We start from the raw sequence: 25,223 nt of genomic DNA, 5'->3' as shown, positions 1-25,223 counted from the left end.
GGGCCCGCTCGCGGGTAGGCCGCTTAGATTTCGTACGCTCTCCGCGGCGCGCGTGACTACGTCGGCCGCTGCGTGCGACGCGCCGCGAGCGTCCGGTCGAGCGAGCACGTTGGTGGTTCTTGTGTCGTGCCCGAGCGCTTCGCGGCTCGCTACTGGTCTCTACACGGCCAGGTGGGCGATGAAGCAGGTCGGCGGCGTCTGACTTCAAGCCATCTTGCGATGCCGTGCCGCGGTGCGCAGTTACGGCAAGTACCGAGGCCGTGGCGACGAGGCCAACCAGTAGCGCTACCGCGCCACGCCAATGCCATGCCCGGTGCTCTCTCGCATGGCCGCGACGAGGGCTGTGCGCTTGCCCCACAGCGACTGATCGCTGCTGGCGGAATGCCGTTCCGTCTGGTGCAGCGACGTCGTCGAGGCCGCGACTGGCGTGTGCGCGAGCGAGTTCCCGGAAGAAGTCGTCGGTCGGTGCTTGAGGTCCCACGATCGATAGCCCGACGACGGCGCGTCGCGCGCAATCGAATTGCTATCGCTTGAGGGACTCCCCCGCGGCGGAAGCCGCGTGTGGTTCAGATGCCTGCCGCACGCTCGCGCTCGACACCGTTGCGGTTCGGAAACGCTTGTGCTGCCGAACGGAAAGCGGCGCGCTCGCTCGGGCTAAGCCGCGGTTGCTAGGCAGCAAGCGGCACGAGGCGCTTGCACCCTCGTGTGTTGTAGACGAAACGCGCCAGCGGGACGCTTACGTTGAAATGCCTAGCAGCAGCTTCGAGGCGCGGGTCATCTCGCAGGACCGATACGAGGCCATTTCGGGGTACGAGGAGTGTTGGGCCGAACCACGAGGCTTCAGCCTCAAGCCGTTCTGGGTACTGGCGTCGTCCGAAACCGTCGAACACCGCAGTCGGCTGATGACCCAGGATCAGATGCGCGCACTCGTGTGCGACGTCCGCTCGCTGCCTCTCCGGCTCGTGTTCGTCGTTGAACACAATTCCCAGAGGCTGAGCACCGTGACATACAGCCGCAGCCGAGAAGGCGCTGCCGTCGATCGCGTAGAGGTGATAAGCCGCCCTCGGCACTTCGCGGGCGAGGTCGCTCAGCGGCAACAACGGGAGTCCGAGCCGATCTACGAGTGCGGACGTGTCGAGCTCGCACGTCAGCGTGAGACCGAGCTCGCGTCGCCAGGTCGTCGAGAGCTTCTCGACGTTCAGGCGAAACTCAAGAGACAGCTCATCGCGCCGACGTCGCGAACCGCTCATACGCTGCCTTCAGCACCGATTCAATCGCCTCGGCGCTCTCCGGCTTCAGATCGCGGTCCGCTCGCAGAAAAGCAGCGACGCGTTCAGCCTTCTCGGCAGAGTCGGCGTTCAGCGGCGCTGGTTCATCGAGGAAAGCCTCGATCCCCAGACCCGTCCACTGGATGGTGCGCATGACGACGCCCATGTGAGGGTCCCCGCCGGCGGACAGCGACCGCAGCTCTTCGACCGGTGCGTGGACCTGTTCGGCAACTTGTTCCAGCGTGAAGCCTAGTTCTCTCCTACGGAGGTCGATCGCGTCGGCCAGGCTCTGCAGGTCAAACATCGTCACCGGCCTTCAGTCTAGGGGTTCGTCAGGCTCGCTGGGGTTTTTCTCAGCGGGTGTACGAAGCAAAACCGCAGCACGGTCGAGGCGCGCGCGGACGTAGGTCTGAACGAAGCTGATGGATCGCCTTGTGGCGGGCAGTCGTCCCCGCCACTTGGGCCCAGACAAGAGGATCGCCTTTCCGACTGGGATCTGTTCGTCGAGGCCGATCCTGTTGTCTTTCGCCCGGGTCTCAATCGAAGCCCTTTCAGAAGGAAACGCGCTCGCGATCATTCCAAGCGTGCATGTGCATCCGTCGTCCGCGCCGATCAGCAACCAATCGCGTGGTGGCCGCTCGCTAACGCAGTCCAACCCAAGCGCGAGTTTGGCGTTGACACGCGCGAACCAGTGCTGAACGGCTGCCGAGTCAGCCGCATCCGCGAATTGAAACCCGAGCTTGGCCCAGTAGTACGGACCAGTCGTCAGTGCGGCAGTGAGCTGAACCTCGGGCAACTCGACGGCTTGGTAGAACCGCAGAGAGTGCTCCAGCAGAATCGCTGCGATGCCTACGTCGCGAAAGCGCTTGTTGACGATGATCCTGCTGTGCCATGCAATGCCGACTTCGAAGTCGAGGATGCGCTCAATGACGCCGATGACGTCCCCTGCCGCAGATCGGAGTTCCCCGGAGAACTGCAACTGCTTTTTGTCGAAGTCGATCCGGCACCGATCGCGCTGCGGGACGAACGTGATGTGCGCGGGCGCGCAAACCGCATTGAAGACATCGGCAAATGCGACGAACAGATCGGGGTCATCGAAGCTGCCGCCACGAAGCGTGGCGAAACGAAGCTCGATCTCACGGCGGTCGAGTGGCACACCTTCCGCTCTTCGACGCCGCAGCGCCGTTAGGCCGTCGCGATAGCTCATCGGCGACAACGTATGTGGTCCGGAGGACAGGCCCGCGTTGTGACCTACCGTCCGGGGCTGTCGGTATGAGCCAACGCTGTGCCGATCCAAACCCGAGACACCGGACTCACGCGGCAGGTGGCCCCTAACAGGGTCCTATCCGCGCCATTGAAGCTGCGGACGCTAAGCACCGCCGCGGCGAGTCGTTTCCGGCCAAGCAGCTACCACCCCGCATTCTCGGTGGTGCATGAGACCAAACGCCTTGCCATAAGGCGGTCTGACCAGCACGGAGTCAACCGGTGGCCGATAGCCTGGGCGGTCAACGACCGTCAGCAAGCGACTAGCAAATGAAAAGGCGCCTCCGCAGCGCTGCCGTCCGCGGCGAAGGTCTTGACGAGAACGGCCCCACCAGCTGCCGGCGCAGCGGTGATCCGCCCCGCTGGCGGCTGCTCGAGCGTCGGACCGTTCTGGACGGCAACCAGGGACACGGCGTACTGACAGGCGCTGACGTCGCGATCGAATGCGACCGTGTACTCGTTGCCGCCGGTGTGCGTCACGCCCTTCGCGTTGCCCGCGGGTGTCCCACCGCCGGAGTTGACGGCGACGCGATACGTCACCGCCGGGGTGCCTGCCGGACCAGCGGGGCCGGCTGGCCCCTGTGCCCCGCGAAGGGATGCCTGCGCGCCCTTCGAGATGTCGCGCAGCGCGACGCTGCCGTCGTGGAGCTCGGAGCTGCGGATGGAGCCGGACCGGATTTCGCTCGAGCCGACCGCGTTCGAGCGGATCTGCGCCGAGCCGACACTGTTGCGCGGGAGGCTCACGGCGGCGTAGGTCGTGCCGCCGAGGGCGATGAACACGGCGATCGTGCTCATCGCATTTGCGTACGTGATTCCGCCACGCAGGCGGGCGAGCGGTCGCTTCATGGGTCGCCTCCTATCGGCTCCGATGCACCCCGTTGCGCACCATAACCCGCGCGCGCGAAGAAGTCGCGTTGGTCAACATCACAGACCTCGTACGCGGACACGTACCGGACGCGACGTGCCCGTCGTGAACGGGTACGCCGGTTGCCGCCTGATCCGCGCTCGGAAGCGGAAGTTCGCACGGCCGCGCACCGTCTCGAAGCGGTAGCGATACGCCCAACGGCCGGTCTTTGCGTTGGCTCGCGGTTGAGCGAAGGTGCGCCACGAGCCACGGCTGTAGACCTGCAGCTCGACCAGGGCGCCGGCGGCGGGGATCCAGCCGCCGCGGAGGCGTCCGCGGAAGACGACGTACTCGCCATTGATGACGTTGCGGCGGTTCGGACGCAGACTTGTCGAGGCCTTCACGCGTAGCGCGACGTCTCCGTTGCGGCCGCGGATCGTCGGCGTGCCTGGGTAGCGGAAGCGGATCGCACGGGCTGGGCCCCGCTGGGCTCGGTAGCTGAAGCGGCCGGTGCGTGACGTCGTAACGGTGCCGATTTGCGCCCACTGGGCTCCGTCGAGCTCGAGTCGACGCCACACCTGGACCTGAGCACCCGCCATCGACTTGCCGGCGACCGTCAAGCGACCGTAGAGCCGCGTCGGCTTGCCGATGCCCACCTTCGGCTTGGTCGCGAGGCGGTAGCGGCAATGGCGCTTGCGACCGTGTCCTCTGCATACGCGCTTGCCCCGTCGACCGGCGGTCAGTCGGCTCGCGAGGCGGATCGGCAAGCGCGTCATGGCGGTGTTGCCGGCTCCGTCGCGGTCGGTCGAGGTCTCGAGACCAGCCGCGTTGACGGCGCGAGCGCGAAGGAAGTACAAGCCCTTCGGAAGGTTCTCGTCATCGAGAACCGCGGTCAGGCCGGAGGCTGTGGCCTCGGTCGGCAAGGCCTGCCAGGCGTCCGTGCCGTCCCGGCGGACCTCGATCGCGCCCATCGCGACGCCGGACACCGAGTCGGCGGCGCTGACGTGCACGCGCGCGGGATCGGCGGGGTCCGGTCCGAGGAACGCGACGTCGCTCGGCGCCGTGTCGTCGTAGGCCAGTGAGTTCACCGACACGGCGCTTGCGGGCTGGTTGTTGCCCGCGGCGTCCATCAGCCAGAGCTTGAGATCCCACGCCCCCGGCTCTGGCAGCTTCAGGTCGTCGATCTTCTTGAGGTTGGCCCCGCTGCGGGTGCCTTGGACGCACCGCTTCTCCGCCGCGGTGCGCTGGGTCGGCGTCGGGCTCGCCGGCAGCGTCGGGCACATCCGGAATACCGCAGCGACGATCGGCGCGGCGTTCTGGGCCGGGTTCGCCCAGGAGAGCTTCACCGTCGCGTCGGAGTGCCAACCCGCACCGCTCTCGAGCTTCACGTCGAGGGGTTGAGTAGGCGGCGTGTTGTCGGCGTAGATCGTCGCGCTCGCAGCGGCGGGGTTGCCTGACGCATCGCTCGCCTCGCCCGTCACGGTGTGCGCTCCGTCGGCAAGACCGGCGGTGGAGATCTCGAGCGTCTGCGGTCCAGCCGGGCACGGCACCTTCACGCCGTAGTTGCATGACATCGGAAGGCGTCGAGACGTCGCTCCGTCCAGCGAAGCGCGGTACTCCGATATACCGGTGTTGTCCTGCGCGTCGACGACGAGCGTTTGGACACCGCTCTTCCAACCCCCGCTCAGGAGGGACCCACCGACGAGCCCTACGGACGGCGGGCTCGGGTCGGCGATCCTGATGCTGGACTGGTTGATGTAGAAGTAGCCGGTGACGCCTTCGTCGTTCGGGCAGCCCCCGGCCCCGCACCGGAGGCGCATGACGAGGCCGGACGCCCCGTAGCCGGGATAGTTGCCGTTGAAGTACCGGTACTGCCCCGGGCAGCTCGCGCCCGGGCATCCCTCAAAGTCACGCCCAGGAACGCTTCCGCCCTCGTAGTAGCCGGCGACCTGCCAGCCACGGGTGCCGAGCATCGCGCCCTGCAGCGTGAAGGAGTCGATCCAGGTTCCCGCCGGCGCGCGGAAGACCCAGCCACCGCCTTGTCCGGCCGGAGTACTTCCGTCCGCCCCGATGTTGCGAGCTCGTACCCATGGGCACTCGGGATACACCGTGATGCCGCTGCTCGGCGTGACGTACGGCTCCCACACGCCGCAGACGCCGGACACCGTGTACGTCCCGGCGTTGGCGGCGTGCGGCACCACCGCCGATGTGCACCCCAGAGCAAGAATCGCGAGCAGCAGGCGTCGGAATGAAGGCAGAGGCATCGGGGGCTCCTCTCAGTTGAACTCGCTCGCTCCCGGCGCGGCTGGTGCGGGAGCCGGCTGCGTGGGACCGCTGGGTTGGTATCCGGGGTCGAACTCGCTGCCACCGTTCGGCGCAGCGTTGGAAGGCGCGGGGGAGATCGGCGCCTGCTCGTGACTGCGCGGGCCTGTCCCACCTTGTGTGGTGGAAGCGCGCTCCCGCCGCGGGGTCACGGTGCGCGTGCGCTTCGTCGGCGTGGCGGTGGGGGTCGGCGTAACCGCGCCGTGTGGCAGCGTTGGCTCCGGCTCGAGGGGCTGAGGTGTCGGTGTCGGCGTGGCCTTGACCGCGACGGGCGGCGCCGAATCACGCTCAGGAAGGGGCAGGATGCCTGTGGCGACGCAGGCACCTAGCGTGCCCGCCCCGCCGAGGCAGATCGCCGCGAGGTGCGCCGCTGCCGATGCGGCGAGGCCGCGGCCGGCGCCTCCTGCCGCGAGCTGCGTCGCGGCGCCTGTGGGCTCGTGCGACAGCAGACGAGCCGCCCAGTCGGGGAGCAGATCGCGCCAGCCTGCGCCGCGAAGTCGATCGCTCGCCTCCGGCGCTGGCAGGAGCGCGGCCACCTTGCTGTTGAACCGCGCGCCGCGCAGGTAGCGCAGCTGGCGCGTGTAGTCCGCGATGCACGTCGGACAGCGTTCGATCTCGAGATGCACCCGCGCGGCGAGTTCCCGGCCGTGGAGGTCGCTCGCTACCTCCAGGCCGCCCGCGGCCGCAATGTCGGCGACGGCCGGAGCGAGGTATCCGCAGAGACGACCTGCCGAGCAGATGACTGCGAAGCGGTCGTACCGCTCGTCGATCGTGCGCTCCGCTGCCCGAACCGTCCCGAGCGGCAGACCAAGTTCCTTGGCGATGCGCTTGGCCCCCGGCGGTTTGTCCCCTGGGGTTCGCTGCTGGAAGAGGTAGATGTCGCGCTCTGGCTGATCAAGGAGCGCGGCGAAGTGGAGCGTTGCGCAGACCTCCGCTCGGGCCAGCACCGCGTCTTCGGGGGTTGCGTCGATCGATAGGGAGTCGAGTGCCGCCAAATCGGCGCGGTGGAAGCCGGCGCGGATGGTGTCGTAGCGGCCTTCGCGCGCTCGGTCCACGCGCTTGTGAGCCGCGTCCCAGAAGACGCGCTCAAGTTCGATCTGGCTACGAACTGGCGGCTCGTATCGCAGCGCCGCGAACTCGATGGCGTCGTCGACCACGAGCTCGCGGAGGTCGGGGGTCAACAACGCCGCCTTCGGCAGCTTATGGTGCAGACGTGCAAGCAGCTTCGCGCGACGTGCGGTCAGGCCGGCGGCGCGGCGCTCCCGATCCCATCCCGTCGCTGGCTGCACAGCGGTCACGTCAAGAGCACCAGCCAGATCCGCTCTGCAGTCATCGTTGGCTTAAGCCCGTCGAGATCTGCGTGCGCGCAAATGGATTGCTGCGCAGCTGTGCACCTCGCCCGGGTTGTGTCACAGCGCCTCATCAACTACCTCTAGGGATGAGGCGGCAGAAGTTCGCCCCCTCCGCGGCTGATCTGGCGGGCTTGGCACGCTGGCACTCGCCGGGAGACGTGTTGGCCCACACGGCACGTACAACCGGGAGGCGTCTACGGGCGCACCGGTCGGTGCGGGCAGGAGGGCCGGAGCCACTTGAACCCGCTCGGGGTCGGGCCCAAGCGTTGACCAGATGTACGCCTCGCCGGTGTTCAGCAACCGAAGCTCGTCCGGTCGCATGAGGAACTCGCGGACACGTCTGCGTGTGCCGACTCCGTCGGCTGCAGCGCCTCGCGCGACGGTCCGGTCCGTCGACTGCCACACCTCGCGCGTGCCGACGAGGCGCGCGAGCCAGTCACGGGACTCCGGCGAGCTCTGCAAGTGGAAGATCCCGGCAGCGAAGTTGTCGGCGAGCGCGTCGAGCAGTGCCGGATTGCCCGTCGCGGCGGCGAAGTCGGTCACGCTCTGCGTCGTCACCGCGACCTGGCCGCCGGCCGAGCGTGCGCGTTGCATCAGGGCCAGCGCGCGCTCGCCGGCGCCCGTGCTGAGGACGCCGCCAAACTCGTCGATCAAAGCTGCCCACTGCGTGCCCTCGGGAAGCGCGAGGGCGGCAGCCGCCGCATCAGCCAGGAACAGCGTGGTGATGGCGCGGGCCTCGTCGGGCAGGTCGTCGACCCAGGTCCGCACAAGCACGAGCGCGCCGGCCACCATCGCCGTCGGCAGCGTGATCGCGCCGCGCTCGGGATCCGGGGTGAGCACCGTTCGCCACGTCTCGCCGGCCACCACGCGCAGGCGCAGGATGCCGCCCGTCAGGTCGCGTCGGCCTTCGGGAGTGGCCACGGTGGCGCGGTGCTCACGCATCCGCGCCGTGATGTCCGCGTGCTCGCCGGCGCTTGCGCGGACGAGCTTCAGCAGCGCGTCGTAGCGGTTGAGCTGCGCGGCGTCCAAGAGCAACGGAAGGTTCGCGGGCCACAAGCCAGCTGCGCGGAGACCAGCAGCGACGGTACCGAGGTGGATCTGCAGCAGATCGGCGTAGTAGCGCGCATTCCCGTCGCCGGCACCGATGGGCGCGACCAAGCGACTCACGACCGCGCCGATGTCGTCGCTCCAGAGAGGATTCCAGCGGTCGGCGACCGGGTCTCGAGGGTCGAAGACGATCAGCGGTCGCCGCACCAGGCGCGATGCCGCGCGCACGTCGCGCTCGAGACCTCGATCGCCTTTCGGATCGGTCACGAGGACCGAGACGCCGTCGGCCAGAACCCGTGCCAGTAGCCAGCGTCGGGCGCTCACGGTCTTGCCTGATCCAGTCGCCCCGACGATCAGCAGATGCCGACCTTCGCGCCGGGGAAGGAGTCCACGACCATCGGCGGTCATGGGCACGGCGGGCTCGTGCTCAGGCCACGCCCGTTCCCGCACGAGTTCGCCCTGCCCGACGATGCGCGTGCGCTCGCCCCGATCGCGACGAGCACTTCGCCGTCGGCGCTCGCCACTGCCCAGCAGTGACCAAGCCATCCGGCGCGACCGCTCGAACTCGCGCAGCTCGCCGCCCGCGCCAAGCGCCGACAAGCGGTATCGCCGCGCGACGCCAGCGCCTGTGACACCGGCTGAAACGAGAAGCGCCGCGCCGACCACGGCGGACGGCTCGCGCGACGCGAGGGCCGCGCCCCAGGCCAAAGCGCCGGCTGGTACGAGCGCATAGAAGTTCCACGCCGAAAGCCGCGTGCGCCGATGTGCCCACCAAGCCCCGGCAGCCCCTGCTCCGCTTCCAGCGAAGAACGCTCCCAGCAGCGCTCCCACGAACGCAACGCTCATCGCAGCACCTCCCGCGCGTCAACCCCATCCGGCCGCTCCGGATTTCGGCTCGTGCGCGCTGTCGTGGAGCTGCGCGCCTCGGCGGCTTGGCCGCGTGTGGCGACGCCCCGTTCGCCGGTCAGACGGCGGACCTCCGCTTGGACCTTGCCCAGGTCACGAGTGCGGAAGTGCTGCTGGGGAACCCCGGCTCGGTCTGCTGCGCGCTTGACCGCCTCGAGTACGTCCGATCGATTCGACACGTAGATGAGGCCGCCGGCGACGCGCCCGGAGACGATCGCCTCCTCGTACCCGGCAAGGATCGCGCGCAGCCGCCGTGGCGACTTGTGCGAGAGCTCCACCTCTACCGCGACCCGCGCCTCGGCGGTCATCACGACGCCCAGGTCCGGGCGATGCCGCCCGCGGTTTCCGGCCCACACGACGGGGATCTGCCAGTCGTCGAGTCCGCGGAGCTCGTGGTCGCTGATCCACTCACGGTCTCGAAGGGTCAACAGCGCAGCGACCCACGACGCCGCCCGCGCGTGCCGCAGTCCGGATCCGTGCGTTGCTCCCGATCGGATGTCTCCACGGTCCGCTTCGACGGCTCGCCTGCCGGCCGCCGTGATCGCGACGACGCTGCCGTCCGGGTCGAAAGCCCGCACGAGAAGCCCTGCGGCCGCCAGCCGTTCGACGTGCGAGTACGTCGTGCGCCAGCCGAAGCCCAGCGCCATCCCCAACGGCTCGATACCCGCGACTTCCAACCGCGCCAACCACCGCAACGCCTCGAAGCTCCGCACCCCCGGTCCGCGCGCTCGCGTGCCCCGGCCGCTCATCGTGCCCCGCCGTAGCGCTCGCCGTATGCCGTCTCAGCTGCTGTCTGTCCCGTCCCTCCGGGACCCAACTTCCGTCCCGTCCCTCGATCACCTCGCCCGTCCGCTGATCCCACCACCACCACTTCTTGGGGGGACCGAATCCGACCCCGCCTGCCCCCATCTCTTGTCACGTAGGGCGGGCGGGGTCGGATTCGGGCCCCCCACCCACACCGCTCCACAGGTGGGATCAGCGGACGGGCGCTACGCAACGCGTTGCGTAGCGAATTGCGTAGCGCCTTCATGCGCCCGTTCCCTGCCGCCCATCGGCAGCTGCGATCAGCGCCGATCGTGCCCGCGCGGTCATCTCGACCAGGTCGCCGGCCTCCACGCCGTCCATGTCGACGTCGACCTCCCGAAGGAGCGCGACCGCCGCGGTCAGGACGCCGGTGGCGACGAACTTGCTTCCGAGCGACCGTGGCTGACCGGTCCGGTCCGGCCGCGACAGACCGCGCAGGAAGCCGATGTCCTCCTCGAGCAGCTCGACACCTTGCCGCAGGCGCGGCGCGTCGGCTGACGCTGATCGCCGTGCCGGCTCGCGCGACGCAAGTCCGCCGGTTGCCGTCGCTCGTGAGAAGAGACCAGCGACGGCCGCCCCGGCGTCCATCCGCTTCGAGCCGCTCATGTCGCGACTCCAAGCCGTGCGTCGAGCGCCGCACGCTCAGCGAGTTCCTGGGCAAGCTCCCGGTAGTCGCCGCTCACAGGATGGGCCGGCTCCAGCTGGCCGACGGCAAGGCCAGCGGCGTGTGCGTCGCGAACCTTCGTGCTGTGACGGATGGTCGTGCGGCACAGGGCGCCGCCGGCATCCGCGCCGAACAGCTGCTCGAGCTGAGCGCGGATCTCTCGAGCGTGGCGGGTGCGTTCGTCGACCTGGGTACCGACGATGCCGAGATAGCCGAGCTTCGGGTTGTCGTATTCGCGCACCTCTTCGACGGTCTCGGTGAGGACCGCCAGGCCCGCGACCGAGAGGAAGTCGAGCTGTGTCGGTACGAGCACGCTCTCTGCGGCGATAAGCGCGTTCATCGTTAGCGGTGTCATCCCAGGCGGGCAGTCGACGAGCACGACGTCGAACCGCTCGGCAGTGCTGAGTCGCTGAAGTCCACGCCTCAGCCGCTGTGCCGAGCCTCCTCGACCGGCTTCGCCCAGTGCGCGCTCAGCGGTAGCCAGCGCCTTACTCGCGGGCACCAGCGAGGTGCCCCACTCCGTCTCGTGCACCACCCGCTCGAGGGGACCGGCATCGCCGAACTCCTCCGGCATCAGGAGACGGCTGACGGTCCGGTCGGGCGGCGTGTCGAAGCCCAGCCCGGCGAGAACCTCGAGCGACGACTGTGGGTCCAGTCCGACCTGGAGCACACGCAGCCCTCCGTCGGCGAACGCGAACCCAAGGTCCTTGGTGAGCGACGTCTTCCCGGCACCACCCTTGCGATTCAGGACTGCAACGATCACCGCGCTCACCGGTCCTCTCGGCAGCTACGCAACTGCGCAGCTGGGCACCCGTGCATGGAGGTGGGTGCGCAGGCTCGTACGGACGCAGCTGCGCAACTCGGGAATGCGACGAAGCGCGTATGGGTGCTTCTCATTGCGGTGGTTCCTCCTTGCGGTTGAAGCGAGAGGGCGGCAGAGCCCAAGTGCCACGTGCGAGCTGGTCGCGGTATCGCGTCGCTCGGGCCCCGACGCCGTCGAGCTCCTCGCATCGATCGGGTTCGAGCAGGCGAACGTCGTGCACGGACAGAGCCGCCAGGTGCTTGAGTGCGAGCTCGGCGTTCGGCCACGCGGACGGGTCGCCCTCGGCCAGCAGAACCGCGTCGCGCACCCGGGTGCGACGGCCTTCGGCCGTCTCGAAGCGCGGCGCGGCCAAACGGAACTGGAGGACACGCGGACCGGCCGCGGCGCGCCGACGCGCCGCTGCCCGCCGTTGAGCGCGAGCGACGCGCAGACCGTCGCGCTGCGCGGCCACGGCCCGCATTCCCTTCGCGAGCACCAACAGCCGCGCGAGGTCACCGACGAACTGCTCCGCACGTCGTTGGCTCGCGAGCGCGCACAGCGCCGCCGCACCGCTCACTGGCCACCCGGGCGGTCGCTCTTCGGCGTGAGCCTCGTAGAGCGCGATGGCTCGCTGTACGTCCGTTGAGAGCTCCTCGCGGACGGGCCCTGCCGACGCGCTTCCGGACTCCACGGCCGTGGCCAGCCCGTGACGGTGGACCACCCACGCCTCTCGCAGACGACCGAGTGGGCAGCGCGAACCGGCTGGCCAGGAGAGGACGGCCTCCGCGCGAGCCGCGACGTGAGGTTGGATCAGTGTCCGACGTCGCTCAGCGATCTCCGAAGCCGCCGCGAGACGCTGGCGCACGAGGGCGTCGAAGGCCTCCCGCGAAAGGTGCCTCACCTCCTCGGTGCCCGTAGTTCGCGCCGCCGGGGCATCCGCGCGCGTCACGCGCCCGCGCGCGCCCGTCTTGCCAGCCACGGCCTCGGGCTCGTCCAACGTCTGCACGGGACGAAGAGCGGCTGATCCCTCAGCCCGCGACGCCTCAACTCTCTGCAACCGTTGCGCGGAGGCCAGCGCGAACGCCGACGTAGGAGGCGCTCCGAAGGGATGCGTCAAATCTCTAGAGGCAGCGATCGTCGCCTCGATCGCTGCTCGCCGGGCGGTCTCGTGCCCCACGGCCGCGCGGCGCCGAGCGAGCCGAGCACGGGTCCTCGCGATCGGCGTCGCGCTCCTGGCCCTGATGCCGGCCAACGTCGGCGCTCGACGAGCCGTCCGCTGACGCAGGCGTTCCCGCGCCTTCCATGTGCGAGCCCGCGCACGTGCGACCACGATCTCGCCGCCGGACGGCGTCGGCGCGGCGAGCAGGAGGATCTGCGTCCGCCACCACACGCCGTCGCCGTCCCGCTCCGGCTCGTGTGCGACCACGCCAGCGGACTCAAGGTCGTCGAGCCACCGCTGCACGCTGCGGCGATGCGCGCGGATGAACGCCGCGCGCCGAGCAGGCTCCCGCGGGACTGTGCCCCAGCCGATCACTGGCGCCAACCCCACGACGAGCTGACCGATCGACGTCGCGTACCGAGCCGAGCGGGCGGCGTGCCCCAGCCGGAACAAGTAACGCTTGACCGCGTACGCGCGCGTCTCGAGGCGATCGTCCCCCGGGGTCGTGCAGCCGCGTTCCCGCCGGGCACGGCCGAGCAGCGCCACGACGACGAGCCGCCCGGGCTCAGGTGGCAGCGGCTCGGCTGCTGGCCGGTACCAGCGACGCGAAGACGCGAGTGATGCACGCTCCAGCGGCACCGCCAACGCCCGGGGGCGTCACGGCAGCACGAAGCGCTGCGCGAGCGAGCGGACGCTCGCGGCACAGCTGGATCAAGTCCCCACGGCCAGGCGTGAGACGCACGGCGTCGTAACCCCTCAGAAAGGGGTCGTCGATCCGCCCGCACGGCGTGTACAGTTGGGACAGGCATTGATGTAGGCGCTCCTCGCGGAGCTATGAGCGAGGGAGCCGCAGTACGAAGACCGGGCGGCCACCCGGTCTTTGTCGTTCTGCGGGGCCTATTCGGCGGGCCGCGGCACGCCGGCGAAGGGCTGCTCGGAAGCTCCCGAGAGGGATGCGAAAGCGCCGTCGAAGGGGCGATTTGCGAGGGCAAAAGCCCCCAGAACGCCCCCCGAATCGCGCGTGAACCCTTCACACGCGCGCCCCCAGAATGACGAAAACCCCAGCAAATGCCAGGGTTTTCGAGAGGAGCCGACACCCGGACTCGAACCGGGGACCCCTTCATTACGAGTGAAGTGCTCTACCAGCTGAGCTATGTCGGCGCGGGTGTGCAGGGTAGCGAACGCCGGGTAGGTTGCGGGACGTGTTGAAGATTGCGGTCCTTGCGGTAGCCGCGACGGTGGCCGCACCCGGGTACAGCGCGACTGTCGACGACGCCGACGTGAGCCGGCTGACGACGGCCGGAGGTGAGCGCGCGCTCGTGTTCCGGACGCTCGTCGAAGAGGCGTGGGTGTCCGGTGAGGCCAAGGAGCGCGGGATCGTCGTGACCGACGAGACCGTCGACGAGTCGATCGAGGACAGCCGGAGCGAGCGGTCGCTCAAGCGGTATCTCAAGCGCAGCGGGCTCACGCTGCCGCTGCTGCGCAAGCGCGTGCGGGCGTCGCTCGAGCTGACGGAGATCCGCAACCAGGTCACCGAGCCGGCGGCGAAGTCGGTCACGCCCGACCAGGTGAAGGCGTACGTGGACGCCAACCCGATCACGACGGAGCCGACCCGGACGGTGCGGATCGTCAGGGCCAAGAGCCGGGCGGAGGCCAAGCGCGTCCTCGCACGGGTCCGCCGAGGCGCGACGCTGAAGGCGCTCGGTGCGGAGACCGGGGAGGTGACGGCGACGTCGAGCGACCGGATCTTCGCCGCGATCTTCCGGGCGCCGCTGGACCGGACGATCCGCTACGGGACGTACGTGTTCAAGGTGATCAAGGCAACGCCGGGCCGGCCGTTGCCGCGGGCGCAGCAGGAGGCGCAGGCGTGGGAGCGGCTCGCGACCGACGCGCAGGCGGACGCGTTGCGCGCCTTCACGGCGCAATTCACCGAGAAATGGCGTGATCGGACGTCGTGCGCGCCGGCGTACGCCGCGCACCCGAGTTGTCCACAACCGCCAAGCGGTCAGGCGGCGCCCTAGCCCCAAGTCCAGGGCGGCATTCTCGTACATACGCCGAACTTCGGTTTCCCCCGTTGTCGCGGTCATGGGCGGGGCCTAAGGTCGGAGCTCGACACGCGTTATCGCCGGGCGGTCGGATACGTCCGACGCCAGTGACCTGAAGGAGTGAAGTGACGAATGCGGTGGCCACGGACGGTCCTCCGCCCCGGGACCAGGGGGCGCGCTTGAGCGACCGCTTCCAGCGCTCGCGCATCCCGGCGCTCCCGACGGTGCTGTTCGCCGACGCCTCCGAGGACTACCGCTCGATGGCGCGCGACGCGCTGCTCGAGGGCCGCAACGTCACGGACATGCGGACGGTCTCCGACGGTGGGGCGCTGCTGGCGTACCTCCAGCGCGCGGGGGCGACCGAGGGTGCGGTCACGCCCGTCCCGAGCCTGATCGTGATCGACGCTGACCTGCCGGGCACGCCGGCCGGGAAGGAGGCGGTGGCCGCGCTCAAGTCCGACCCGCGCACGAAGCGGATCCCGATCGTGGTCCTGGGCGCGTCGGACGAGCCCGCGCAGACGAGCGCCTGGTACGACGTCGGCGCGAACACGTACATCGTCAAGCCGGTCACGTTCCTCGCGCTCGTGCGCCTGATGAAGGTGTTCACGGCCTACTGGCTGGAGACGGCGGAGTTGCCGCCGGACCAGGCGGCATAACTCCGTCCCGATGGCCGCTCCGCTCCCCGATCCCCTGCGCGTCCTCGCCGTCGCCGCGGACCACGCGTGCCACGCGCCCGTCCGCGCGCTGCTCAAGCACGCGCAGATCGATCACGTGACCACCGCGGCCGAGGCGTCGAACGCCACGGCCGCGCACGGGTACGACGTGATCCTCGTGGACCGGGACATCGCGCCGCCGCAGCCGGACGGCCTGAAGCTGGCCACGGAGCTGGTCAACGACGACACGCCGGTGATCGTGCTCGCGCACGCGGCCGATCGTGAGGCGGACGAGCGGGCCGCGGCCGCCGGGCTCGCCGACTTCCTGCTGGTGCCGGGCCTGAGCACCGACCGGCTCGAGCACGCGATCCGCTACGCGATCACGCACCAGCGCACGCTCAAGCGACTGAAGGAGTCCGAGGAGCGCCACACGCTCGCGCTGCGCGGCGCCGACGACGGCCTCTGGGACTGGGACCTGGCGAGCGACCGCGTCTACTACTCCACGCGCTGGAAGGCGGCGCTCGGGTACCGCGACTGCGAGATCGGCGAGACGCGCGGCGAGTGGCTCGGCCGCGTCCACCCCGACGACCGCGCGCCGCTCACGCAGGCGCTCGACGCGTTCGTCAACGGCACGGCCAAGCAGGACCGCTTCCTGTTCGAGCACCGCGTCCAGCACCGCGACGGCGACTACCGGTGGCTGCTCGCGCGCGGGACCGCGGTGCGTGACGCGCGCAACCGGGCGACGCGCGTCGTCGGCGCCACGAGCGACACGACCGAGCGGCGCGAGTCCGAGCGCCGGCTCCAGCACGACGCGCTGCACGACAACCTCACCGGCCTGCCGAACCGCGTCCTGTTCCTGGACCGCCTCGACCAGTCGATCCGCCGCGCGCAGCGCCGCCACCCCGCGACCTGCGCGGCGGTGCTGTTCCTGGACCTGGACCGCTTCAAGGTCATCAACGACAGCCTCGGCCACGCGTCCGGCGACGAGCTGCTGCAGAAGGTGGCGCGACGCCTCGAGGCCGCCCTGCGTCCCAACGACACCGTCGCGCGCCTGAGCGGTGACGAGTTCACGCTGCTGCTCGACGACGTGTCGGACCCGCGCGAGGCGACGGTGATCGCCGAGCGCGTCCTGCAGTCGCTGAAGCTGCCGTTCGTCATCGGCGGGCGTGAGCTGTTCATCGACTCCTCGATCGGGATCGCGCTGGCCACGGCGCAGTCCGTGCCCGAGGAGGTCATGCGCGACGCCGACGTCGCCATGTACCGCGCCAAGGCCGACGGGAAGGGCCGCCACGCCGTGTTCGACGCGGCGATGCACAAGCAGGTCATGCGCCGGCTGGACCTCGAAGGCGACCTGCGCCGCGCGATCGAGACGCGCGCGCTGGAAGTCGTCTACCAGCCGATCACGCAGGCGGCGACCGGTCGGATCGTCGGCTTCGAGGCGTCCTGCCGCTGGCCGTCCGGCGAGCCCGCCGAGGTGCTGGCGATGGCCGACGAGACGGGCCTCAGCGTCCCGCTCGGGCGACAGATCCTGGAGACCGCGACCGCGCAGCTGGCCGAGTGGCGCGCACTCCCCAAGGGCGCGGGCCTGACGATCGGCGTCAACGTGTCGGCGCGTCAGCTGGGCGAGCCGGGCTTCGTCGCGATGCTGGACGAGATCCTCACCGCGACCGGGCTGGACCCGCGCTCACTGCGGCTGGAGGTGTCCGAGCACGACCTCAGCCGCGGCCGCGCCGACGACGCCACCCGCCGCGTCCTCGACCAGGCGTACGAGCAGCTCAGCGTCCGCACCCACATCGACGACTTCGGCACGGGCGCCAGCCCGCTGCGGCTCCTGCACCGCTTCCCGGGTGACGCGATCAAGGTGTCGCGGGAGCTGGTCGCCGGCATCGGGATCGACGCCGGCGCGTTCGAGATCGTCCGCGCGGTCGTGGGGCTCGCGCACAACCTCGGGCTCGAGGTGATCGCGGACGGCGTCGAGAAGCGCGAGCAGCTCGACTACCTGAAGGTGCTCGGCTGCGAGTTCGCGCAGGGCTTCCACATCTCCGCACCGCTCGGCGCCGACGAGGCGCGAGCGATGCTGGAGAGCGGAGTCCTGGCCTAGAAGCGCTGCTCGGAGCGCTGACGCTGGTCGGCGCTCTCGGCGGCCGCGTCGTCGTCGCGGTTGAACCGCGCGGGACGGTTGTGGTCGTCCTGGATCGCCTGGTCGCGGCGACCACGGTCGTAGTCGTCGTCCAGCGTGCCGTTGCCGTCGTGGCGGCCGTCGGTCATGGCCTCGCGGCGGTCGTCACGGCCGTCGTTGTCGCGGTCGTGGTCACGGCCACCCATGGCGGACGTGCCGGCGAACTTGTCGCGCTCGTCGTCGCCGATGAGCTCGTCGTCGGCCATGCCCTTCTCGTGCAGGCCCGCGCGCTCCTGATGGAGCTGCGCCTGGGCGCGCTCGGCCTCGGCCTCCTTCTGGGCGATCCGGGCTCGCTGCTCGGCCTCGCTGGCCTGGCGCTCGCGTGAATCGGCCTCGGCTCGATGCTCGTTGGCTACGCGCTCACGGCGGTTCTGCAGCTCACGTTCACGTTTCTGGATCTGGGCCTGACGACGCATGCGCGGCAGCAAGAAGGCCACGAGGGCGATGATGATCAGGGCCGCGATGACGATCGCGATAATCGCGCCGGTGGTCATCGGGTACCTCCCTTCCTGTCAATGGGGTTGCTGTAAGGGTTCCCGTCGATGCCTGATGTCAAAACCGCGCCAACGTTCGATCTCCAGTCGCATTCGACGTATTCCGACGGCACGCTGGCGCCCGCCGAAGTCGTCGAACGCGCGCGGGAAGCGGGCGTTCAGCTCCTCGCGCTGACCGACCACGACACGGTGGACGGGGTCGACGAGGCACTGTCAGCGGCGGGTGACATGCGGCTCATCCCCGCCGTGGAGCTGTCGTCGGTGCACGGCACCTACGAGGACCTGCACATCCTCGGCTACGGGATCGACCACACGGACGCGACGTTCCGCGCCACGCTCGCCGACTTCCGGCAGGACCGCATCCGCCGCATCCTCGCGATGGCGGAGAAGCTGCGCGAGGCGGGCTTCACGATCGATCCCAAGCGGCTCGAGCACGAGGCGCCCGGGCGCCCGCACCTGGCCGCGGCGCTGCTCGAGGACAACGACCTTGACCTGTCCAAGAACGAGGTCTTCGCGCGCTACCTGGTCCCGGGCACGCCCACGTACGTCGGCCGCTCACGCCCCACCATGCGGCAGGCGATCGACGTCATCCACGCCGCCGGCGGGCTCGCGGTGTGGGCACATCCGTACTGGGACGTGGAGGAGGCGGAGGCTGCGTTGCGGGAGTTCGCGGGCTACGGCCTCGACGGGGTCGAGGCCTTCTACATCACCCACGACGAGGCGCAGACGCGGCAGCTACACGCGCTCGCGCGGGAGCTGGGGTTGATCACCACCGGCTCGGCCGACTTCCACGGGCCCACGCATGACCACTTCAACCGCTTCCGCGCCTTCAGCCTGCACGGCCTGGAACCCGACCTGGGCCGCCTCCTCGCGGATTGAGCGCACCTGGTCGGCGCAGCTGCCGCAGCCGGTCCCGGCCAGGCCCGGCCGCCCGGCCTGGATCTCCGAGCGCGTGACGCGATGGCAGGCGCAGACGATCGGGTCGGGAGCGGCGCCGGCCGCGACCGGTGGGTCGCCGAGCACGATCTCCCCGACGAGCTGCTCGCCCCGGTAGACCTCGCGGCGGTAGTAGCCGGCGCGCGTGTCGAGCTGGACGGCCTCGTCGTCGCCCTCGAGCTGGCCCGAGCAGAAGAGGTCGATGCCGGCGACCTTGAGCTTGGTGGACAGCGGCGCGGGCACGTAGGCCGCGGGCTGGCCCGCGATGTCGGCGCCGGCGGCGCGCGCCATGGCCAGCGCGGGCGCGACGAGGCCGACCGTCACGCCGCGGTGCTCGGCGCACTCGCCCACCGCCCAGACCCCCGGGACGCTCGTGCGCATCGAGTCGTCGACCAGCACGCCGCGGTCGGTCTCCAGCCCGATCCGCTCGGCCAGCAGCACCTCCGGCACGACGCCCGCGGCGACGACCACGAGCTGCGCCTCGATCGTGGTGCCGTCGGCGAGCTCGACGCCGCCGTCGAGCACGCGCGTGGTCGAGGTCGAGCACAGGACGTCGATCCCCTGGCCGCGCAGCGCGCGCTCGAGCATCCGCCCGGCGGTCGCGTCGAGCTGGCGCTCCATCAGGCGGTCGGCGAGGTGGACGACGGTGACCGCGATGCCGCGGTTGGCGATCGCCCGCGCGGCCTCCAGGCCGAGCAGGCCGCCGCCGATCACGACCGCGCGCCGCGCGCCGTTGGCGCGGCCGCGGATGGTGCGCACGTCGTGGCGGGTGCGGAACGGCGTCGCCCGCTCGATGCCGTCGATCGGCGGCAGGAGCGGGCGCGAGCCGGTCGCGAAGACGAGCGCGTCGTACGCGAGCTGCGTGCCGTCCGCGAGGGTGGCGACGCGCAGGGTGGTGTCGACGTCCACGACCGTGCCGCAGAGCGTGATGCCGTGCTCGCGGTACCAGCGCTGCGGGTGCAGGTCGAGGTCGGTCGCCGCGCGGTGCCCGGCCAGGTGGTCGCTGAGCCCGACGCGGTCGTACGGCCGGCCGCGCTCGTCGCCGGCGATCGTGATCCGCGCGTCTCCGTGCTCGAGGATCGTCTCGGCGGTCTTCACACCCGCCGGCCCGCCGCCGATGATCAGCACGTGCCGGGTCCGGCGCCGGCGCCGCGCGGCGACCGGCTCGACGCGGACGGCGGTGGCCTTCAGGCCGGGCTGGCGCGAGACGGGGTCGGTCGCCTGGTGCGTGAGGTCGTTGACGCCGCCGTGGCCCGCGGGCGCGTGCAGCGCGCCCCAGTGGAACGGGGCGAACGCGGTCCCCGGGCGCAACGTCGCGTCCAGGCGCACGCGCAGCTTGACCGCGCCGCGGCGGGAGACGACCTGCGCGAGCTCGCCCTCCTGCACCCAGGCGCGCTGGGCGTCGTCCGGGTGCAGCGTGACGAACGGCTCGGGCTCGGCGGCGACGAGCTCGCGCGCCTTCCCCGTGCGGGTGAGCGTGTGCCAGTGGGTCGCGATCCGGCCGGTGGTCAGGACGAGCGGGTGGTCGGCGTCCGGCGGGTCGGCCGGGTCGCCGGGCAGCGCGGGCTGCAGGTTCGGCCTGCCGGTCTCGGTCGGGAAGCGGCCGTCCGTGTAGAGGCGCTGGGTGCCGGGGTCGGTCTGCGAGCGGCAGGGCCACTGGAGCGAGCCGTGCTCGAGCCGCGCGTGCGACACGCCCGACTGGTCGCACGGCCGTCCGGCGGTGAGCGCCGCGAACTCGTCGTAGACGGCGGCGGCGTCGGTCCAGTCGAAGCCGTCGAAGCCCATGTGGTGCGCCGCGCCGGCGAAGATCTGCCAGTCGGCGAGCGCTTCGCCGGGCGGATCGACGGCCGCGCGCATGAGCTGGATGCGGCGCTCGGAGCTCACCGACGTGCCGGCCTTCTCCGGCCACTGCGCCGACGGCAGCACGACGTGCGCGAGCGCGCCCGTCTCGGTCGGGTGGTAGGCGTCCTGGACGATCACCAGCTCGGCCTTGCGCAGCGCTCGGCGGACGCGCTCGGCGTCCGGCATCGAGACGGCGGGGTTGGTGGCGCAGATCCAGACGGCCTTCACGCGGCCGTCCTCGAGCGCGTCGAACAGGTCGGTGGCGGGCAGGCCGGGGCGCGCGTCGATCGTGCCGGCGGGCAGCCCCCAGTGCGCCTCGACCTCCGCGCGGTGATCCTCGCGCACGACCTTGCGGTAGCCGGGGAGCAGGTGCGCGAGCCCGCCCGTCTCGCGCCCGCCCATCGCGTTCGGCTGGCCGGTCAGCGACAGTGGGCCGGCGCCGGGACGGCCGATCTGGCCGGTCACGACGCACAGGTTCAGCAGCGCACGGTTGATCGAGGTGCCCTCGACGGACTGGTTGGCGCCCATCGACCAGAGCGCGAGCGAGGCGGGCGCGTCCGCGAACGCCCGGGCGGCGCGTTCGATCGCCACCGCCGGCACGCCGCACACCTCCGCGGCCGTGACGGCATCCCACGCGCCGGCGAGCTCGTGCCCGGCGATGAACGCGTTCAGCAGCGCGAGGTCCGTGCCCGGCCGCAGCTGCAGGTGGATGTCGGCGACCGCGGCGGCGTCGGTGCGCCGCGGGTCGACGACGATCAGCGTCGCGCCCGCCTGCTGCGCCGCGCGGATGCGGCCCCACAGGATCGGGTGGCAGGCGGAGGTGTTCGAGCCGAGCAGCAGGATCGTCGAGGCGAGCTCGATGTCGTCGTACGCCGGCGGCGGGCCGTCGGCGCCGAAGGTGGCGTCGTACGCGGCGACGGCCGAGGACATGCACAGCCGCGAGTTCGAGTCGACGTTGTTCGTCCGCAGGTAGCCCTTGGCGAGCTTGTTGACCGCGTAGTAGTCCTCGGTCAGGAGCTGGCCGGAGATGTAGAACGCGATCTCGTCCGGCCGGTAGGCGAGCAGGCGCTCCGCCACGTGGCCGAGCGCCTCGTCCCACGACGCCTCGTGGAAGCGCTCGTCGGTGCCGCCGCGCAGCAGCGGCGTGACCGCGCGGTCGCCGGCATGCACGGCGGCCGGAAGCTCCAGCGGCTTGCGGCAGGTGCGTCCCGCGTTGACCGGGTGCGCCTCGTCACCGCGGACAGCGGCCAGCCGGCCGTCGCGGACCTCCGCGACGAGCCCGCAGCCGACGCCGCAGTATGGGCACCCGGTTCGGATCACACGGGCGCCTCGGCGGTGGCGCCCCAGCCGCGACGCCAGGCGACCCGCAGCACGGCCACGCCGACGAAGGCGACGAAGACGACACCGGACACGAGCGAGAGCCCGGCGCCGTAGCTGCCGAACGAGTCGTGCAGCGAGCCGAGCGCGATCGGGAGCATGAACCCGCCCAGGCCGCCGGCCGCGCCGACCAACCCGGTGACGACGCCGATCCGCGCCCGGAAGCGCAGGCCGACGAGCTGGAAGGTGGCGCCGTTGCCGAGGCCGAGGAAGGCCATCACGACCGGGAAGCCGACGCCCGCCCAGACCAGCGAGGGCACAGTCGACAGCGCGAGCAGCAGCGGCGCGGCGACGCCGTAGACGACGGTCAGCACGCGGGTGCCGCCGAAGCGGTCCGCCAGGTGGCCGCCGAACGGCCGCACGAACGAGCCCGCGGCGCCACCGATGGCGGCCAGCGAAGCGGCGTCGACCTTCGAGAGGCCGTACTCGTCGTGGAAGAAGATCGGCAGGAACGACGACAGGCCGACGAAGCCGCCGAACGTGACGGCGTACAGCGCGCACAGCTTCCACGTGTCGCTCTCGCCGAGCTGGCTCGCGAAGGCGGGCAGCGTCAGCCGCTGCGCGGGCGCGGGCGGCTCCTTCGCGAGCAGGCGGAACGCGACCAGCACTGCCGCGGCCGGGATGAGCGCGAGGCCCATCACGGCGTGCCAGCCGACGTGCTCGGCCAGCCGCGGGGCGAGCAGCGCGCACGCGAACGTGCCGGAGTTGCCCGCGCCGGCGATGCCCATCGCCAGGCCCTGGTACTGCGGCGGGTACCAGCGCGACGCCAGCGGCAGCGAGATCGCGAACGACGCCCCGGCGACGCCGAGCAGCACGCCGACGCCGAGCAGCTCGTTCATCGAGGTCGCGCCGAGCCAGCCCCACAGCAGCGGCAGCAGCGCGATCGTCATCGAGATCGTGCCGATCCGGCGCGGGCCGAAGCGGTCGGCGAGCACGCCGAGCGTGACGCGGAACACGGCTGCCGACAGCAGCGGGACGGCTACCAGCACGCCCTTCTCGGCCGCGCTCAGGCCGAGGTCCTCGGCGATGTAGGCGCCGAGCGCGCCCAGGATCACCCAGATCGCGAACGAGACGTCGAAGTGCAGGAGGGCCGCGACGAGCGAAGGCGTGTGGCCTGCGCGCCGAAATTCACGCATACGCATGACCAGGGAAATCGGCCGATCGACTGACATCTTCAGCGGTTTGGGTAGACCGGCGCAGCAGAACGCTTCACGCCAGGAGGACGCTCGTGCCAGTCAAGGACCCGCAGGCGATCACCGACGCCGGAACCGCCACCGGCGTCAAGAAGGCCAAGCTCGCGCCGAACAAGGCGTTGGTCGCCGGCTTCCTCGCCGGCGCCTACATCGCCTTCGGCGGCCTGCTCGCGATCACGGTCTCCTCCGGGCTCGACCCCGAGCGCTGGGGCACGCTCCCGACGCTGTTCACCGGCGCCGTCTTCACCGTCGGCCTGATGCTCGTCGTGATCGCCGGCTCAGAGCTGCTGACCGGCAACATGGCGCTCGTCCCGCTCGCGCTGTTCCGCGGCAAGATCAAGCTCAGCCACCTGATCGGCAACTTCACCTGGGTGCTGCTCGGGAACCTGATCGGCTCGCTGTTCGTCGCCTACTTCCTCGGCGTCCAGTCGGGCGTGCTGACCGCCGACCTGCCGCTCGAGCGGCTGAGCGCGATCGCCCACTCCAAGGGGATCGAGGAGACCGAGTGGCAGATCTTCCTGCGCGCGGTCGGCTGCAACTGGCTGGTCTGCCTGGCCGTGTGGATGTCGTTGGCCGCCGATGACGTCGCGGGCAAGATCCTGGCCATCTTCTTCCCGATCATGGCGTTCGTGGCGATGGGCTTCGACCACGTGATCGCGAACATGTTCTTCCTGCCCGCGGCGATCTTCGCCGGCGTCCCGGACCTCACCTGGTGGGACGCGATCCACAACTGGATCTTCGCCTTCCTCGGCAACCTGGTCGGCGCGGCGGTGTTCGTCGCCGGGTCCTACTACTACCTCTACGGTCGCGCCGACGAGGAGGGTGAGCCGGGCGACACGACCGTCGACGGCCGCTTCGGTCGTCAGGCTCGCGGTGAGCGGGAGGCGAGCACGGCGTCCAACCGGTAGGCGAGCGCCTCGCAGGCGAGCTCCTCGGAGACGTTGAGCACGAGCCGCGAGCGCGTGTCGTCGACCAGCTCCTGCGCCTGCTGGAGTTTCGGCTTGCCGGCGTCCTGCTGGAGCGTGCCCAGGCGGTCGGAGTGGAACACCAGCTCCGGCGCCTGCGCCTCCAGCACCGCCAGGTCCCGGTACCACAGGCCGACGAGCTGCAGCGCGTGGTCGAGCGCCTGCGTCGCCGCCCGCCGGTCGGCGCGGCGCGCACGCTCGGTGAACTCGGTCTCGCGCCGTTTGTGCTCCTTCTTGGGCAGGAACTGCAGCTCTTCCTTGAGCTGCGCCTCGATCTCCGCCTTCGCGTCCGCGCCCGCCTGCTTGGCGCGATCGAGCAGCGCGCGCCACGGCTTCTCGCCCACCGTGCCGTTGAGCGGGGCGCGTGCGAACTCCTCCGCGGCCTGGCGGAGCCGCGGGCCGTCGCCGAGCGCGAGCCGGAGCGCCTTCTCGCCGTCGCCGAGGCTGAGCCGCGCCGCCGCCTGCGCCGTGTCCGGCGCGATCCCCTTCATCTCGAGCGTGTGCGCGAGCTGGTCGGTGGTCGGCGGGTCGAACCGCACCGGCTGGCAGCGCGACGCGATCGTCGGCAGCACCTGCGTCGGCCGGTCCGTGAGCAGCAGCAGCACGACGTAGCTCGGCGGCTCCTCCAACGTCTTCAGCAGCGCGTTGGCGGCCTCGTCGTTCATCACGTCGACCCGCTCGAGCACGAAGATCCGGTGCGGCGCCTCGAACGGCGTGTGCGCCGCCGCGGCCACGACCGCCTCGTCCACGTCGCGGCGCAGCATCTCGTGCGCCCCGCTCGGCGACACCCACGTCAGGTCCGGGTGGCTCCCGTGGTCCGCCCGCACCTTCACGTTGTCGGGGTCCTTCGCCCCGCGCGACAGCAGCTCGCCGGCGAACCGGCGCGCGACATCGCGCTTGCCGCTGCCCGCCGGCCCGTGCAGCAGGTACGCGTGCGCGGGCGAGCCGCTGAGCGCCGCGCCGAGCACGGCCTGGGCGTGAGGATGGTGTGCGAGGTCGAGCACCCCGTTGATCCTAGGCGCCGCCGCGGCACACCCGGATTCCTGACCGTTCGATGCGTATACGCGCGCTCGCAGGCAAGTTCTGCGCCGACCGGGGCACACGGATA

19 protein-coding genes, 1 tRNA gene and 1 pseudogene are annotated in these 25,223 nt (G+C 70.8%); 5 read left to right on the top strand and 16 right to left on the bottom strand.

What is annotated here, in order from left to right:
• Positions 1-668: 668 nt before the first annotated feature.
• From C8N24_RS13980 to C8N24_RS13925, 12 genes are all read right to left on the bottom strand, one after another.
• A complete protein-coding gene (locus C8N24_RS13980; protein WP_121250732.1) occupies positions 669-1,250 on the bottom strand; it encodes an ImmA/IrrE family metallo-endopeptidase in 582 nt (193 codons plus the stop codon).
• Positions 1,222-1,578, bottom strand: a complete 357-nt coding sequence (locus C8N24_RS13975; RefSeq protein WP_121250731.1) for a hypothetical protein — start codon at positions 1,576-1,578, stop codon at positions 1,222-1,224. Before C8N24_RS13975 ends, C8N24_RS13980 begins: the two co-directional genes overlap by 29 nt.
• Before the next feature lie 6 nt (positions 1,579-1,584).
• Entirely contained in the window at positions 1,585-2,475 is an 891-nt protein-coding gene (locus C8N24_RS13970; protein WP_147447787.1) for a GNAT family N-acetyltransferase, read from the bottom strand.
• Positions 2,476-2,783: 308 nt separating this feature from the next.
• The gene (locus tag C8N24_RS13965; protein WP_147447786.1) at positions 2,784-3,377 is read right to left on the bottom strand and encodes a hypothetical protein; all 594 of its coding nucleotides are present in this window, start codon (positions 3,375-3,377) and stop codon (positions 2,784-2,786) included.
• A gap of 78 nt (positions 3,378-3,455) precedes the next feature.
• The gene (locus C8N24_RS13960; RefSeq protein WP_147447785.1) at positions 3,456-5,639 is read right to left on the bottom strand and encodes a hypothetical protein; all 2,184 of its coding nucleotides are present in this window, start codon (positions 5,637-5,639) and stop codon (positions 3,456-3,458) included.
• Between the two features lie 12 nt (positions 5,640-5,651).
• Complete coding sequence (locus C8N24_RS13955) at positions 5,652-6,995, bottom strand: hypothetical protein (protein ID WP_121250727.1); 1,344 nt, start codon at positions 6,993-6,995, stop codon at positions 5,652-5,654.
• A 111-nt stretch (positions 6,996-7,106) separates the two neighbouring features.
• Positions 7,107-8,927, bottom strand: coding sequence for a type IV secretory system conjugative DNA transfer family protein (locus tag C8N24_RS13950; protein ID WP_170179078.1), 1,821 nt, complete (start codon positions 8,925-8,927; stop codon positions 7,107-7,109).
• Positions 8,928-8,938: 11 nt separating this feature from the next.
• Positions 8,939-9,688 carry a hypothetical protein gene (locus C8N24_RS13945; RefSeq protein ID WP_170179077.1) on the bottom strand — a complete coding sequence of 250 codons (750 nt, stop codon included), beginning with the start codon at positions 9,686-9,688 and terminating at the stop codon, positions 8,939-8,941.
• Positions 9,689-10,028: 340 nt separating this feature from the next.
• The gene (locus tag C8N24_RS13940) at positions 10,029-10,412 is read right to left on the bottom strand and encodes a hypothetical protein (RefSeq protein WP_121250724.1); all 384 of its coding nucleotides are present in this window, start codon (positions 10,410-10,412) and stop codon (positions 10,029-10,031) included.
• A complete protein-coding gene (locus C8N24_RS13935) occupies positions 10,409-11,242 on the bottom strand; it encodes a ParA family protein (RefSeq protein ID WP_170179076.1) in 834 nt (277 codons plus the stop codon). Before C8N24_RS13935 ends, C8N24_RS13940 begins: the two co-directional genes overlap by 4 nt.
• A gap of 121 nt (positions 11,243-11,363) precedes the next feature.
• Entirely contained in the window at positions 11,364-12,977 is a 1,614-nt protein-coding gene (locus C8N24_RS13930) for a hypothetical protein (protein ID WP_121250722.1), read from the bottom strand.
• Positions 12,978-13,519: 542 nt separating this feature from the next.
• Positions 13,520-13,592: transfer RNA gene (locus tag C8N24_RS13925), tRNA-Thr, on the bottom strand.
• Positions 13,593-13,633: 41 nt separating this feature from the next.
• Between C8N24_RS13925 and C8N24_RS13920 the strand changes: the two genes are divergently transcribed.
• The 3 genes from C8N24_RS13920 (at position 13,634) to C8N24_RS13910 (ending at position 17,230) form a co-directional block, all read left to right on the top strand.
• The gene (locus tag C8N24_RS13920) at positions 13,634-14,452 is read left to right on the top strand and encodes a peptidylprolyl isomerase (protein ID WP_147447784.1); all 819 of its coding nucleotides are present in this window, start codon (positions 13,634-13,636) and stop codon (positions 14,450-14,452) included.
• A 203-nt stretch (positions 14,453-14,655) separates the two neighbouring features.
• A complete protein-coding gene (locus C8N24_RS13915) occupies positions 14,656-15,132 on the top strand; it encodes a response regulator (RefSeq protein ID WP_121250720.1) in 477 nt (158 codons plus the stop codon).
• Positions 15,133-15,142: 10 nt separating this feature from the next.
• A complete protein-coding gene (locus C8N24_RS13910; RefSeq protein ID WP_121250719.1) occupies positions 15,143-17,230 on the top strand; it encodes a putative bifunctional diguanylate cyclase/phosphodiesterase in 2,088 nt (695 codons plus the stop codon).
• On the opposite strand, the gene C8N24_RS13905 is transcribed toward C8N24_RS13910, so the two are convergent.
• Complete coding sequence (locus tag C8N24_RS13905; RefSeq protein ID WP_121250718.1) at positions 17,227-17,802, bottom strand: SPFH domain-containing protein; 576 nt, start codon at positions 17,800-17,802, stop codon at positions 17,227-17,229. The genes C8N24_RS13910 and C8N24_RS13905 overlap by 4 nt on opposite strands.
• A gap of 48 nt (positions 17,803-17,850) precedes the next feature.
• On the opposite strand from C8N24_RS13905, the gene C8N24_RS35015 reads away from it, so the two are divergent.
• Positions 17,851-18,681 carry a PHP domain-containing protein gene (locus C8N24_RS35015; RefSeq protein WP_121250717.1) on the top strand — a complete coding sequence of 277 codons (831 nt, stop codon included), beginning with the start codon at positions 17,851-17,853 and terminating at the stop codon, positions 18,679-18,681.
• A 144-nt stretch (positions 18,682-18,825) separates the two neighbouring features.
• On the opposite strand, the pseudogene C8N24_RS13895 reads toward C8N24_RS35015, so the two are convergent.
• Both C8N24_RS13895 and C8N24_RS13890 read right to left on the bottom strand, forming a co-directional pair.
• Positions 18,826-21,900 (bottom strand): annotated as a pseudogene (locus C8N24_RS13895) (molybdopterin-dependent oxidoreductase); the annotation flags it as partial.
• Positions 21,897-23,099 (bottom strand): MFS transporter, encoded by a 1,203-nt coding sequence (locus tag C8N24_RS13890; protein WP_121250715.1) that lies wholly within the window; start codon positions 23,097-23,099, stop codon positions 21,897-21,899. The pseudogene C8N24_RS13895 and the gene C8N24_RS13890, both read right to left, overlap by 4 nt.
• 86 nt (positions 23,100-23,185) lie before the next feature.
• Between C8N24_RS13890 and C8N24_RS13885 the strand changes: the two genes are divergently transcribed.
• Entirely contained in the window at positions 23,186-24,058 is an 873-nt protein-coding gene (locus tag C8N24_RS13885; protein WP_121250714.1) for a formate/nitrite transporter family protein, read from the top strand.
• On the opposite strand, the gene C8N24_RS13880 is transcribed toward C8N24_RS13885, so the two are convergent.
• A complete protein-coding gene (locus C8N24_RS13880) occupies positions 24,013-25,119 on the bottom strand; it encodes a DNA polymerase III subunit (protein ID WP_170179074.1) in 1,107 nt (368 codons plus the stop codon). The genes C8N24_RS13885 and C8N24_RS13880 overlap by 46 nt on opposite strands.
• Positions 25,120-25,223: the final 104 nt, after the last annotated feature.

It is taken from the genome of Solirubrobacter pauli, from assembly GCF_003633755.1.
GTDB classification, from domain to species: Bacteria; Actinomycetota; Thermoleophilia; order Solirubrobacterales; family Solirubrobacteraceae; genus Solirubrobacter; species Solirubrobacter pauli.
This window is presented reverse-complemented; position numbering and strand designations above follow the sequence as displayed.